The sequence below is a fragment of the Bacteroidota bacterium genome, from assembly GCA_030706565.1.
In the GTDB taxonomy this organism is placed as follows: domain Bacteria; phylum Bacteroidota; class Bacteroidia; order Bacteroidales; family JAUZOH01; genus JAUZOH01.
The window spans coordinates 1-13,963 of the sequence record JAUZOH010000065.1 but is presented as its reverse complement, the minus strand read 5'-3'; the positions used below and the strand labels follow the sequence as shown (position 1 = coordinate 13,963).

Genomic DNA, 13,963 nt, shown 5'->3' with positions numbered 1-13,963 from the left:
GGCTTTCCCCACCAGTTTAAATCCTCTTTGGTGAAAAATTTGTATCCTTTTCTATACAGGTACTGGTCAACTAATTTAAGATTACTGAGCATACCCAATACTTCGACATGGATGCCCTGTTGGCTTATAAATTCATCAAGCTTTCTGACCGAGAAAAGAGTAGCGGCCTGTGTTACATGAAAAACAATTCCTGCAGTGCGTGCAGTTTTGAAATTGTTTATCTCTTTTTGCCTCTTGGGGGCTAAGGAAAGTTCTGCATTAAGCTTTTTGAAAGCAGATTTCTCCTTAAAATCTTTAATTTTTTTTAACATGGCCATTCTGTTTTATCTGCAAAATATAGATTTAATTCTTTGATAAAGGCCTTTTTGAGAATTTGTTTTGTAATATACTTAATATCAGATAGTTATAGATTTGTCTTATTGGATCATTTTTATGAAATCTTCTTCACTGAGCAGGGGAACTCCCAGCTTTTGGGCATTTTCAAGTTTACTTGGCCCGATTTTATCTCCGGCCAGTAAATAATTGGTATTTTTCGAAATGCTGGTGACATTTTTACCCCCATGTTGTTCTATCATTTGCTTGAGCTCTTCACGCGAATGATTTTCAAAAACGCCGGAAATGATGATCGATAAGCCTTTTAACTTATCGGAAACAGGTTGAAAATCATTTTCTTTGATGGCAAATTGAAGTCCTGCGTCCTTTAATTTTTCCACAATAGTCCGGTTTCGCTCATCCTGAAAATATTTTAAAATGCTTTGGGCAATGATTTCGCCTATTTCCTCAGCCTTTACCAGTTCTTCAAAAGAAGCTGCAGCCAGGTTATCGATATTTTGAAAATGTTCGGCCAGCCGTTTGGCTACGGTTTCTCCGACATAACGGATACCTAGTGCAAACAACACACGTTGAAAAGGTACTTGCTTAGAGGTATTTATACTTTTTATCAGGTTTTCGGCCGACTTTTCGGCAAAGCGTTCAAGTCTGACCAACTGTGCTTTTTTGAGCTGGTAGATATTGCTTACATCTTTAACCAATCCCTGAGTAAATAGAAGGTCGACGGTGGCTTCGGCAAAACCGATATTCATTGCTTTACGTGAGATGAAATGTTCGATCCTCCCTTTTATTTGCGGGGGACAACCCGTTTCGTTGGGGCAATAATGCGCTGCTTCTCCTTCAAAACGTACTAAGTGGGTACCACATTCCGGGCATTCGGTAATAAATTCAACCGGCTGGCTGTTGAACTGGCGCCGGGATATATCTACGCCGACTATTTTGGGGATAATTTCTCCGCCTTTTTCAACATAAACAGCATCATTTAAGTGGAGGTCTAAAATTTTTATCTGGTCGGCATTGTGCAGGGTGGCTCTTTTTACCACTGTCCCTGCCAGTTGAACAGGTTCCAGATTTGCAACAGGGGTGACTGCCCCTGTGCGTCCTACCTGGAAGGACACGCTTAAAAGACGGGTAGTAACCTGTTCGGCCTTAAATTTATAGGCTATGGCCCAACGCGGATTTTTTGCCGTAAAGCCCAGGGCCTGTTGTTGTTCAACGGAATTTACCTTAATGACCACTCCGTCAATGTCAAAGGGAAGATTTTCCCTTGCTTTGTCCCAATAATTGATGTATTCGAAAATTTCTTTGATATTGTGGCACTTGCGGATGTTTTCTGAAATTTTAAATCCCCATTCCTTTGCCTTCATCAGGTTTTCGTAATGGGAATTGTAAGGCAGTTCTTCGCCCAAAAGGTAATACAGGTAACTGTCAAGTTTGCGCTTGGCGACCTGCGAGGAATTCTGCATTTTTAAAGTTCCAGATGCGGCATTCCTCGGATTGGCAAAAGGAGCCTCGCCAATATCTTCACGTTCTGCGTTCAGTTCGTCGAAAACGGCACGGGGCATAATGATTTCCCCCCTTATTTCAAATTCTTCAGGATAATCCTGGCCATTTAAAGTAAGAGGGATACATTTAATGGTGCGGACATTGGCCGTTACAATATCCCCGCGTATTCCGTCACCACGTGTGACGGCTTGTGTCAGTCTGCCATTTATGTATGTAAGCGAGATAGAAGTCCCGTCAAACTTGAGTTCACAGACATATTCCACATTATTCCCCACCACTTTTCTCACCCTGTTGTCGAAGTCGGCTACTTCACCTTCTGAATAGGTATTGCCCAGAGAAAGCATCTGATACTTGTGCTCTGCCTGTTCGAATTCTTTGTTGCTGTCGTCTCCAATCCGCTGAGTTGGCGAATTTTCATCCTTAAACTGAGGGTAATCTTTCTCCAGTTTAATCAGTTCATTCATCAGCACATCATATTCATAATCGCTGACGATGGGTTGGGAAAGAACGTAGTAATTGGTATTTAACCGGTTTATTTGTTCACGCAGGGTATCAATCCTTTGCCTGGCCTCATCTGTTGTCATAAATACAAGAAGTATTTTGGAAAGAGGGAAATGTTAAACGATCACTATCTGATCCTGATAAGTTATTTTTTCGCAATAGCAGCACTTAAGGCTGACATCCTTTTTGGATGCCACAATGAATTTAGTGACAATATTTTCATGATTGGTGATACATTTGGGGTTAAAGCATTTCACTATCCCGACAATTTTGTCAGGTACTTCAACCACCTTTTTTTCAATCACCTGGTAATCCCGGATAATATTGAGTTTGGCCTGAGGAGCTACTAAGGCAATTTTATTAATCTCATCATCGAGAAAATAAACATCAGAAATTTTGATGATTGCCTTTTTCCCTAGTTTTTTGCTTTCCAGATTGGTGCCGAAAGTAATTTGATTCTCTACTTTATCCAGTCCTAAAATAGAAATAACTTTAAATAAATTTCTGGGAGGAATATGATCAATGACAGTGCCATTTTTTATTGCACTGACCTTTAACTGCTTATTTTCATTTATCTGAGTCATGGCGCATTATTTTAAACCTAAGATAGAAGTGATAATAGCCTGGCGGATGTACATCCCGTTCAAGGCCTGTGTAAAATAGTATGCTTTAGGATTTTCATCAACATCTATATTGATTTCATTTACCCTTGGAAGTGGATGAAGAATTCTCATTTTGGGCCTTGTGTTGGAAAGCATAAAATTCCTCAGTTCATAGGCATTTTTTGTCTTTTCGTATTCTATGGGATCTGTAAATCTTTCCTTTTGAACACGGGTCATATAAATTATGTCGGCTTCGGAGATGATATCTGTAAATTCCTTGTGCTCATAATATTTTATTCCCATATTGTTGAGGAATATTTTGTATTCATCCGGAAGTTTAAGCTCATCAGGCGATACGAAATGATAGGTCGGGTTGAAATAGGACATGGCCATGATCAAGGAATGTACGGTACGCCCGTATTTTAAATCGCCAATCAGAAAGATATTCAGATCATTGAGCTTTCCCTGGGTTTTTCTGATAGAATAAAGATCCAGCAAGGTTTGTGAAGGGTGCTGGTTGGCTCCGTCCCCTGCATTGATAACGGGTACGGTAGCTATTTCACTTGCATAACGTGCACTTCCTTCATAAGGATGTCGCATCACAATCAAATCGCAATAGTTGCTGACGATCCGGATTGTATCTTTCAATGTTTCCCCTTTGGTGACACTTGAAGAATTGGAGTCGGAAAATCCGATTATTCTGCCACCCAAATGATTTACTGCACTTTCAAAACTCAGACGGGTTCTTGTGGAAGGCTCAAAAAACAGAGTGGCTACAACTTTACCGGTTAAAACCTGCTGGCTTGGATTTTTTTCAAACCCTTCAGCCAAATCGAGAATTTTTAGATAATCTTCTTTGGTAAAATCGTTGATTGATACCAAACTTTTATTTTTCATGGACAATAAAAAATTTTATGTAAAGGTACATTTTTAGACTCAAGTTGCAAATGTATATTTGAGTTTTTCTCTTTGTTTCAGTGTATTAATCTAATGCTGCATATTATTCATATTTGGCATGTTTGACTTAAAATTTTTTCTTCTCATAGTGTTCAGTTTGTTTTTATCTTGTTTCTGAAAATTCCACCACCACTGACTGAATACTTTGAAGCTTTTGAATAATTTGTTCAGATTGATTTTTACGCACACTTATTTTCATGTTGCAAGACAAATCAAAATTCTGATCAAATTGATTGATTTTTTCTTCTTTCAGAATTTTCATGACCGTATTCATGACCTCGTATTGAAAGTTGACCTGGTAAATATATTGAATGGTTTTTTCAATTATTTCGGAATTGGAAAGTGCATCGATTGTTGCACTGCGATAAGCATGGATGAGTCCGCTTGTACCCAGCAATATACCTCCAAAGTACCGGACCACCACCACCAGTACATTGGTTATATTTTTTGACAGTAATTGTCCCATGATGGGTTTGCCTGCTGTGCCCGAAGGTTCGCCATCGTCATTTAACCTTGAAATCTCCCCCTCAAATCCTATTCTGTAGGCAAAGCAATGATGTCGGGCATCATGATATTTATTCCTGAGGTCCTGAATGATTTTTTTTGCTTCAGGCTCTGAAGCAATGGGAAAGGAATAGGATAGAAACCTGCTGCCTTTGTCTTTGTATTCGCCAGAGGCGGATTCTTTAATTGTCAGGTAAGTATCACTTTCTGATATCATATCCTCCTTTGTGGATCAAAAAATCCACTATTTTGATGACAAAATTAATTTTTTAACCTTCTTTCAATTTCTGAGATCTGATGTTTGAAAACCTTGTCGGTTTCAATCAGATTATTCACAGTTTTGCAGGCATGAAGAACAGTGGCATGATCCTTGTTCCCGATCTGCGCCCCTATGGATGCCAATGATAATTTGGTCAGATTCTTGGAAAAAAACATTGAAATCTGGCGGGCCTGGACAATTTCTCTCTTCCGGGTACTGGAATTGATCGCATCAACAGAAACATTCAGGTAGTTGCAAACTGTTTTTTGAATGAAATCAATAGAAATTTCCTTTTGAGTATTTTTCGTAAGCTTGTCAATCATCTCCCTGGCCAGGTCAAGGGTAATCTTCCTTTTATTTAAGGTGGATTGGGCCAGGACGGAAATTAAAGCCCCTTCAAGTTCACGAACATTATTGGTGATATTTTCAGCGATATAGTCGATTACATCTTCGGGCATTTCTATGCCGTCGTTATAAATTTTTTGTCTTAAGATAGAAATTCTTGTTTGTATATCAGGAATTTGTAAATCGGCCGACAGTCCCCATTTGAATCGAGAAAGCAGTCGTTGTTCCAGTCCCTGCAACTCCACAGGCGGTTTATCTGAAGTCAGGATCAGCTGTTTGCCCAGTTGGTGCAGATGGTTGAAAATATGAAAAAATACCTCCTGGGTTTTTTCTTTTCCGGCAAATTCATGTACATCATCAATGATGAGTACATCAATCATCTGATAGAAATGAAGGAAATCATTTTTTGAATTATTTCTTACGGCATCGGTAAACTGAGTCTGGAATTTGCTGGCGTTTACATACAAAACCGTTTTTTCCGGATATTTGTCTTTGACTTCAATTCCCACAGCCTGTGCAAGATGAGTCTTTCCAAGACCTGAATCGCCATATATAAATAGAGGATTGAAAGCTGTACCTCCAGGATTGTTTGCTACTGCGTAACCTGCGGAGCGGGCAAGCCGGTTGCATTCCCCTTCAATAAAGTTTTGGAAGGAGTAGGATGGATTCAAATGCGGCTCTATATCCAGTTTTTTGATGCCGGGAATGACAAAAGGATTTTTAATAAAATTCTCTTCCACATTGAAGGGCATCGATACCGGTTTGTTTTTGATTTCTGATTTGGTTTTGGCAGGAAACTTTACCGTATAAGGTTTTGAATTTGAAGAAAAGTTATTCTCCATAACTACACTGTATTCCAGTTTTGCATCTTTACCCAATTCTTTGCGCAAAGTCTTTTTTAGAATATCTATGTATTGCTCTTCAAGATATTCATAGAAAAATGGACTGGGCACCTGGATGGTCAGAACATTTTTTTCTAATTTGAGGGGGACTATAGGTTCAAACCATGTCTTGTAGCTAATAGAAGGAACATTATCTTTTATTATTCGTAAGCAATTTGTCCAAACAATTTCATGCATGGTTTTATTATATGTTTATTTTTTAACGGTTTATAAAAATTTTTTGCCCTTATGGATTATGTATACAATTTTGCTAAAAAAAACGTAAATAAAAAAATCATTTTGCTATTGATTTTTTTTTTAAAAGTATATTGTTTGGATTGTCAGGATATTAAATAAGAAAAAAAAATAAAAAAAAATTAAATTCTTATATAAGTCTGATTGTTAATATATTAAAAAATTATTTTGATTAAAAAATTGCAAATGAAACAATTATTTAAGTTCATTTAAAGGTAAAATGAAGATAGATTTTTAAATACTTTGTTAATAGCAATAAAGAACCGTTTTTAAGGTTCTTTATGCTGAAAAAATGAACTGGATATATTTTTACTTTTCTTTTTTTCCAAAAACAGAAAAATGAAGATAGCGCCTTGGATGTTCTTTTATGTCCTTTACCAAAGCATCCAACTGTTGGGAAGAATTTTTCAGATTGGTATATAATGTTTCATCATTTACCAGTAAACCCAAAGTGCCTTGGCCTTTATTGATTTTTGACATGATTTCCCGGGTCTGTTCAAGGGAGGCATTGGCATTATTGATGGCAACTTTCAGATTAGACTTGGCCAAAGAATCACTGGTAGCCGAAAGATTATGAATGGCTGCGGTCAGATACTTGTTGTTCTCCTTTAAGTTATCTGAAATCGATTCGATGTTGTAAAAAATTGCAGCCAGCCTGCCTTTCTGGCTGGACAAAAGATCATCAACCGATGCGGAAATGCCTTCCACATGGCGGAAGGTAAGTGAAATATTTTTCTTGGTCGATTCGTTAAGAACGGAATGTACATCTTCCAATACCGTATCAATGGCCATCATCAGGTTTTCTGCCTTAAATTTCACCGGCAGTATTTCATCATTGATCTGATCGATCAGTGCCTGTTCAAAATCTGAACGAAGGGTGTCATTCTCATTGCAATATTCTTTAGAATCACTTAAAATCAAATCTACAGCCTTTGTGCCCATGAAATCCGTACTGTAGATTTTTGCTACGGAATTTTTAGGAATTTTGAATTGTTTATCTATTGCCAACCTGACTATGATCTTGTCATTATGTCCAGACATAAAGAAGATTTTGTCAACTTTCCCTACTTTATATCCATGGATAATGACTTTACTGGATTCCATCAGGCCGCCCACATTATCATAGACTGCATAAAAGGTGTTTTCGCGTGTGAAAAGATTCCTTCCTTTTAAGAAATTCAGTCCCCAAATAAATACTGCTATTACTAAAGTGACGAATATTCCTATTTTAGTTTCTTTGTTGATTTTCATATATTAAGGCAATGATAAATATTATTCAAAATTAATTCTTTATTTTATTTAAGGCCTCATGAAGAGGGATAATTTTATCGTTGTCGCAGGCAATAATAAAGGCGTCGGGGTAATACTTTTTTTTGATGTCTCTATATAAAACAAGAGCTTTATGATAATTGGCCGTGTTTCCTACAAAATATTTATAAACTTTCTCAACTTTCATTTCTTCTACATTTGATAAACCTTTGAAGTTTTTTGCAGTCAATGGAACGGGTTTAATGGATGCAAGAATTTGCACCCTAAATCTGATAGAACCTGTATCCTCATTTTCTCCTGTTTGATCCTCGATTTTCTTATTACTAACGATTAAAGGTGCCTTATTAGTATCCGGATTTGCTTTTAAAGAATCTGTTGAACGTCTCAGTTCACCCGAATTATCCGGTAAATGTTTATTGCGGGTTGATCTGTTGTGACTCACTTTCGTAGAGTCAGCCGCAGCCAGGAAAAGACTTTTACTCTCTATATGGCTTTTATATTCTTTAAAGGCCTTGAAAATTCCATAAGCCAGGTCATTCTGCCCTTTTTCGGAAGCCAGGAACCTTTCTTCATTTTCATTGGAAATATATCCGGTTTCAATCAATACGGCTGGCATGGTGGTTCTCCATAAAACAAGAAATCCAGCCTGTTTTACTCCCCGGTCATTTCTTTGGGCTTCCTCTTTTACATGAGACTGGACAAAAGAGGCGAAATTTAAGCTCTGGGTTAAATGTGTGTTTTGTACTAATGAAAAAATAATAAAAGATTCAGCCGAGTTGGGGTTATAGCCTTCGTAATGGGATGAATAATCCTTTTCAAAGGTAATTACGGCATTTTCTTTCTTCGCGACTTCCAGGTTTCCATTTGAAGTATGCAGCCCCATGGCATAAGTCTCAGTCCCTTCTATTTTGTTGTTGTAGGGATTGGTGTTGGCGTGTATGGAAATAAACAGATCTGCTTTATTCCGGTTGGCTATTTCAGCTCTTTCATGAAGGGGAATGAATTCGTCGGTATTCCGGGTATAAATCACCCTGACATCTTCGCAACTACTCTCAATGTATTTCCCTACTTTGAGTGCAATAGCCAATACAATGTCTTTTTCTCTTACATCTTCTTTTCCCAGTGCGCCGGGATCTTTTCCGCCATGACCGGCATCAATCACTACTGTAAATCTTTTAAGATTCCCGGTAGATTTTGCCCAAGTGCTTATTTGCACTGAAAATAAACCGATTAAAAGTAAAAAACAGAAATGTTTTTTGATTATTAATTTCAGCATAGACGGTTTTAAAATGTAATCTTTAAATTTTTTATTAGTTTTGAATTTTATTTTAAATGAAAATTTTGGGTACAAAAATAGCATATAAATTGTATTTACGAGTTTCAAGAAATTTAATTCTTCTTTTGGCAGGAGCCGGAATGGAATTTTTATGTGGCGGTAATGGATTTTGTATAGGGAAGCCATCATATATACCTTTTTTTAAAGCGGATACCCTTATCGCTAAAAAGGATACAACTAAGACAGACACTTCAGCTTTGAAGAAAAAGAAATCCTCTTCAGATGAATTAAAATCGCAAATTGATTATACTGCAACAGATTCCATGGTAATTAACATGGAAAACAAGAAAGTATTTCTCTATGGCAATGCTGATGTGAAGTATGGAAAAACCGAGTTGACTTCAGCCTATATTGATTATGCCATGGCTCAGGGCGTATGTTTTGCCAAGGGAATGCCCGACAGTACAGGACAGGATGCAGGGAAACCGGTTTTTAAAGATGGCTCTGACGAATTTGATGCCAAGACTCTTTCCTATAATTTTAAAACGAAAAAAGCACTCATCAAGGATGTGGTTTCAAAGCAGGATGAAGGTTTTCTTCATGGTGCAATTACCAAAAAGCAGGCAGATGGGGTTATTGACGTGAAAAACGGTAAATATACCACCTGCGATGCGGAACATCCCCATTTTTATCTTGCACTTACCAAGGCTATGGTAATCCCCAATGATAAGATCATTGCCGGGCCGGCGTACCTGGTGCTTGAAGATGTGCCTTTGCCGATTTTCATTCCCTTTGGCTTTTTCCCAAACCATAAAGGAGCTACCTCGGGAATATTGATGCCTACTTACGGGGAAGAGTCAAGCCGCGGCTTTTATCTGCGTGGGGGAGGTTATTATTTCGCTATCAATGATTATATGGATCTGGCTATTACCGGTGATATTTATACCCGCGGTACCTGGGGACTTTCAGTTGCTTCAAAGTATGCAAAAAGGTACAATTACGGTGGAAATTTTAATGTCAGTTTTTATCAGAATATAAATGGAGTAAAAGGGGAAGCAGAATATTCCAAAAGCAAGGATATTGCAATAACCTGGAGCCACAGGAAAGATTCCAAGGCAAATCCTTATCAGACTTTTAGTGCCAGTGTTAACTTCAGTACCACGTCTTACGACAGGGATCATACTTATAATGTGAATAATTATCTAACCAACACAAAAACATCAAGTGTGGCGTTTTCTAAAATTTGGCCCAATTCTCCTTTTTCCCTTACGGCCAGTTTAAATCATTCACAAAACAGCATCAACAAGTCCATCAACCTTACCTTGCCTGACATGAGTTTAAATATGACCAGTATTTATCCTTTCAGGAAAAAGAACAGCAGCGGTGGCCGCTGGTGGGAAGATATCCGGTTGAGCTATTCATCAAGCCTGCAAAACAGAATTGCTACCACCGATTCTCTTTTGTTCACAAACCAGGTTTTTAAGCACATGCAAAATGGCTATCAACAAAGCATCCCTTTGTCTACCAGCATCAAAGTCATGAAGTTTATTACCATTACACCCAATGTCAGTTATAATGGTGTACTTTATACCAATTATGTTCATAAGTATTGGTCGGATACCTTATATGATGCAGTTAATAAGAAGTATTATGGCGGGGTGAAAACAGATACCATTAATTTCCTGAGATATGCACATTCCTATTTGCCGAGTATTTCTACCAGCTTGAGCCAGAAAATATATGGTTTGATTCAGTTCAAGAATTCAAAGATACAGGCCATCCGGCATGTGATGACTCCCACGGCCAGTTTCTCGTTTACTCCTGATATGAGCAAGATTTCTCCGAACTATTACAAACCCTACAAGACGGATTCGGCAGGTCATATTGGCTATTATTCCATTTTTGAAAACGGGATATATGGAACTCCTTCCATGAGGGGACGAAGTGGAAATGTCAACCTGTCATTGCGCAATACCTTGGAAATGAAAGTGAAACAACATACGGATACCGCTGATGTAGTAAAAAAAGTTCAGCTGCTTGAATACTTCGATTTCGGTACAAATTACAACATATTTGCAGATTCCATGAAGTGGAGCACTATCTCGATTAACGGAGGTACCCGTTTGTTTAACCAGAAACTTGATTTGCGCTTTAACGGTACGCTTGATCCTTATACCCTTGTAAGAACTGGCGAAAATACAGGAGTGCGGGTGAACCGTTTTGAATTTATAGATCATGGACGGCTTGGACGATTGACCAATGCAAACATTTCTTTAGGCATGTCCTTCCAGTCGCAGGATAAGACTTCAACTTCAGGTTCGGGTTCAGGTGCTGACAGTAATCCTCAGGATCGTGAAGGTGCCCAGGCCGGACCGCCAAACCGGAAAGCAGCCAAGAATGCATCCGCCGGTGATTATGATTATTTCAGTATTCCCTGGAGTTTTTCTTTTGATTATGAACTGAGTTATTATAAACCTTATTATAAATCAACTTTCACCCAGACTTTCAGGTGTAACGGCAACTTCAGCCTGACTCCCAAGTGGAAAGTGGGATTTTCGTCTGGTTATGATTTCGAACAAAAGAAAATGTCCATGACCAACTTTAACATCAGCCGTGATTTACATTGCTGGGAACTGACGGCTAATTTTGTACCCTTTGGCGAATATAGATTTTATGAATTTACTATCAATGTAAAATCATCAATGTTGCACGACCTGAAATACAATAAACGGCAAAGCTGGCAGGATAATAATTATTATTAGCATGTCAAAGAAGGGGAGAGCACAACGCATCATTTTGTCGGTGACCAATGATTTGTCAGTCGACCAAAGGATGCATAGAGTTGCCCAAACCTTGTTGAAGTCAGGTGCCGGGGTTATGCTGGTTGGCCGAAAAGGTGATGGAAAAGGATTTCTTTCCTCAAGGTCTTACCAGACCAAATCCCTGAGATTATTTTTCCACCGTTCTGTTTTCTTTTATGCGGAATACAATATCCGGCTTTTCTTCTTTTTACTGACAAGGCCTGCAGATATCCTGGTGGCCAATGATCTGGATACACTTCCGGCCAATGCTCTGGCAGCTTTCTTTAAAAGATCCAGGCTGGTTTATGACAGCCATGAATTTTTTACCGGACTGCCTCATTTAAACGGCCGCCCAATTGTAAGATCTACCTGGCGCTTTATAGAAAGGCTTATTTTACCCAAAATAAGATATTCCTATACGGTCAGCCGGCCCATTGCCGATGAATTAAACCGCCTTTACGGAATCCACATGAAGGTGGTCAGAAATGTCCCTTTTTATTCTAATGGCAAAATTCATCCTTTACTCCGGACTGATTTCGGAAGCACAAAAATCATTGTTTACCAGGGTTCGTTAAATTTAGGACGTGGACTGAAAAATGCGGTTAAAGCCATGAACTATGTGGACGACGCTGTATTGTTGCTAATTGGCAGCGGTGATATTGAAACTGAGCTAAGAGCCTTGGCCGCAGAAGAACACTTAACTGAAAAGGTTATTTTTACCGGTAAAGTGCCTTTTGAATTGCTTGGAGGATACAACCAGGGAGCAGATCTGGGTATTTCGCTGGAAGAAGACAATTGCCTGAATAACGCTTATGCACTGCCCAATAAACTTTTTGATTACATTCAGGCCGGTATCCCTGTCCTTTGTTCCGCATTGCCTGAAATGAAAAAGATTGTGGAATCTTATGAAATTGGCAGGGCTGTGAATTGCCCTAATGCGGAGTCGCTGGCAAAGGTTATCAATGATACGCTTAAAGAAGAAACGGTGCTGAGGTTGTGGCGGGAAAATTTGAAGCGGGCAGCTATGGATCTTTGCTGGGAAAAGGAAGAATCAAAGCTGAAAGATATATACCGGGAAGCCGGATTATCGTTTGATGAATAAGAAATTTAAATGAAAAAAATAGGAATTATCGGAGGCCTCGGACCGGAATCAACCCTTTATTATTATCAGCAGATTACCAGCTTAATTCGGCAGAAAACAGGTGAGTATCCGGAAATAATTTTATATAGTGCCAATCTGTCCATTTCTTCCAGACTGCTGGAAGTAAATGACCTTTCAGGCTATATAGCCTGGATGTCTTTCATGACGGACTCCCTGGTTAAAGCAGGAGCCGAATTTATCGCCATTGCTTCAAATACGCCTCATATCATCCTGGATCCACTGCAAAATACTTGCAGTGTGCCGATTATCAGCATCGTCAAAGAAACTGCCAGGGAAGCCCAAAAATGCGGCCTTAAAAAAGCTTTATTGCTGGGAACCAAGTTTACCATGCAGGCAAAGTTTTATCCTGATGTTTTTGCTTCATATGGAATTGAGGTTATTGTTCCTGATTCTGATGCTATAGATTTCATTCAGGAGAAGATATTCTCGGAATTGGAGTTTGGCACTGTAAAAGATATTACCCGCAATAAATTTCTGGATATAATTCAGCAGATGAAGGAGCAGCATTCAATTGATTCTGTCATCCTGGGCTGCACGGAGTTATTTCTGATCATGGACCATGAATGTTTTGACCTGCATTTTCTCAATACCACTCAGATTCATATTGAGAGCATTGTGAATTATGCGTTGAAATAAAAGATCCGGATTGAATTAAAAATACCTGTATACTTCTTTAATGATTTTCTCTTTGGACAAATCGTTGGGATTTGTTCCCGGCAGACCTTCGGGAATGGCTTTGCCCAATTTTTTAAAATAATTTACCCATAAAGTTGAGGTCCGACCTGTAGAATCCTTAAAGGACATAGGATTGGCAGTAAAAATATGCAGTCCGCGGGTGTCAAGGTAGCTTTCATATACCAGTTCGCTGCAATACAGGGCATTATTTCCAGGCATGAAAGTTGAGTCATAAGGCATTCCAATATATTTCCCGGCATTTTCAACCACATTTGAAACATGCTGATTCTTTTTCATCCTGTAAACGGCCACAAGAGGTTTCCCTGATGAATTATGTGCTGAGGAATTAAGGAAATTCTGTAATGAAATGTGCCTTACCCCGCCATGGGGAACGGCTTCAATAACAAATATCTGCTTACCTTCTGCCGAAACAATGGCTACATGTGAAAAGGATAATTTCTGGTGGTCGCCTGTTGTAGTGGTAATGGCATCGGTAAAAGCGTTGCTCTCGTTGACCTGAAAAAGCAAATCACCGGATTCCAATTCGAAATTGTTTTTGTTACAAGCCGTTGAAAAGATAAGGTAAAAGAAAAAAATATATAAAATTGATTGACGTTTTAAACCGTTCATAAATAGTAAG

The 13,963-nt window shown here is 38.7% G+C and carries 12 protein-coding genes; 3 read left to right on the top strand and 9 right to left on the bottom strand.

Features of this window, described 5'->3' with window-relative positions:
* The 8 genes from Q8907_05415 to Q8907_05380 all read right to left on the bottom strand — a co-directional run.
* The coding region (locus Q8907_05415) for a hypothetical protein (protein MDP4273703.1) at window positions 1-311 on the bottom strand (311 nt) is incomplete at its 3' end.
* Between the two features lie 105 nt (window positions 312-416).
* Complete coding sequence (gene ligA, locus Q8907_05410) at window positions 417-2,420, bottom strand: NAD-dependent DNA ligase LigA (protein MDP4273702.1); 2,004 nt, start codon at window positions 2,418-2,420, stop codon at window positions 417-419.
* Window positions 2,421-2,453: 33 nt separating this feature from the next.
* A complete protein-coding gene (gene pyrI, locus Q8907_05405; protein MDP4273701.1) occupies window positions 2,454-2,912 on the bottom strand; it encodes an aspartate carbamoyltransferase regulatory subunit in 459 nt (152 codons plus the stop codon).
* A 15-nt stretch (window positions 2,913-2,927) separates the two neighbouring features.
* Window positions 2,928-3,836, bottom strand: a complete 909-nt coding sequence (gene pyrB / locus Q8907_05400; protein ID MDP4273700.1) for an aspartate carbamoyltransferase — start codon at window positions 3,834-3,836, stop codon at window positions 2,928-2,930.
* Window positions 3,837-3,999: 163 nt separating this feature from the next.
* Entirely contained in the window at window positions 4,000-4,617 is a 618-nt protein-coding gene (locus Q8907_05395) for a YigZ family protein (GenBank protein ID MDP4273699.1), read from the bottom strand.
* 44 nt (window positions 4,618-4,661) lie between these two features.
* Window positions 4,662-6,083, bottom strand: a complete 1,422-nt coding sequence (dnaA, locus tag Q8907_05390; GenBank protein ID MDP4273698.1) for a chromosomal replication initiator protein DnaA — start codon at window positions 6,081-6,083, stop codon at window positions 4,662-4,664.
* A gap of 366 nt (window positions 6,084-6,449) precedes the next feature.
* A complete protein-coding gene (locus Q8907_05385; protein ID MDP4273697.1) occupies window positions 6,450-7,391 on the bottom strand; it encodes an MlaD family protein in 942 nt (313 codons plus the stop codon).
* Window positions 7,392-7,422: 31 nt separating this feature from the next.
* Entirely contained in the window at window positions 7,423-8,685 is a 1,263-nt protein-coding gene (locus tag Q8907_05380) for an N-acetylmuramoyl-L-alanine amidase (protein ID MDP4273696.1), read from the bottom strand.
* A gap of 56 nt (window positions 8,686-8,741) precedes the next feature.
* Here Q8907_05380 and Q8907_05375 point away from each other — a divergent pair, with 56 nt between their 5' ends.
* Genes Q8907_05375 through Q8907_05365 form a run of 3 tightly spaced genes read left to right on the top strand, consistent with a single transcriptional unit; the run spans window position 8,742 to window position 13,284 of the window.
* On the top strand, window positions 8,742-11,447 hold the full coding sequence (locus Q8907_05375; GenBank protein MDP4273695.1) for a putative LPS assembly protein LptD: 2,706 nt from the start codon (window positions 8,742-8,744) through the stop codon (window positions 11,445-11,447).
* 1 nt (window position 11,448) lies between these two features.
* Window positions 11,449-12,588 (top strand): glycosyltransferase, encoded by a 1,140-nt coding sequence (locus Q8907_05370; protein ID MDP4273694.1) that lies wholly within the window; start codon window positions 11,449-11,451, stop codon window positions 12,586-12,588.
* 9 nt (window positions 12,589-12,597) lie between these two features.
* Window positions 12,598-13,284, top strand: a complete 687-nt coding sequence (locus tag Q8907_05365; GenBank protein MDP4273693.1) for an amino acid racemase — start codon at window positions 12,598-12,600, stop codon at window positions 13,282-13,284.
* A gap of 15 nt (window positions 13,285-13,299) precedes the next feature.
* Here the strand turns inward: Q8907_05365 and Q8907_05360 are convergent.
* The coding region (locus tag Q8907_05360) for a YiiX/YebB-like N1pC/P60 family cysteine hydrolase (protein MDP4273692.1) at window positions 13,300-13,963 on the bottom strand (664 nt) is incomplete at its 5' end.

Bases quoted from the DNA above. Each gene is read 5' to 3' on its own strand.
- ligA (MDP4273702.1), bottom strand. From the start codon at position 2,420: ATGACAACAGATGAGGCCAGGCAAAGGATTGATACCCTGCGTGAACAA.
- pyrB (MDP4273700.1), bottom strand. From the start codon at position 3,836: ATGAAAAATAAAAGTTTGGTATCAATCAACGATTTTACCAAAGAAGAT.
- Q8907_05395 (MDP4273699.1), bottom strand. From the start codon at position 4,617: ATGATATCAGAAAGTGATACTTACCTGACAATTAAAGAATCCGCCTCT.
- dnaA (MDP4273698.1), bottom strand. From the start codon at position 6,083: ATGCATGAAATTGTTTGGACAAATTGCTTACGAATAATAAAAGATAAT.
- Q8907_05385 (MDP4273697.1), bottom strand. From the start codon at position 7,391: ATGAAAATCAACAAAGAAACTAAAATAGGAATATTCGTCACTTTAGTA.
- Q8907_05380 (MDP4273696.1), bottom strand. From the start codon at position 8,685: ATGCTGAAATTAATAATCAAAAAACATTTCTGTTTTTTACTTTTAATC.
- Q8907_05375 (MDP4273695.1), top strand. From the start codon at position 8,742: ATGAAAATTTTGGGTACAAAAATAGCATATAAATTGTATTTACGAGTT.
- Q8907_05370 (MDP4273694.1), top strand. From the start codon at position 11,449: ATGTCAAAGAAGGGGAGAGCACAACGCATCATTTTGTCGGTGACCAAT.
- Q8907_05365 (MDP4273693.1), top strand. From the start codon at position 12,598: ATGAAAAAAATAGGAATTATCGGAGGCCTCGGACCGGAATCAACCCTT.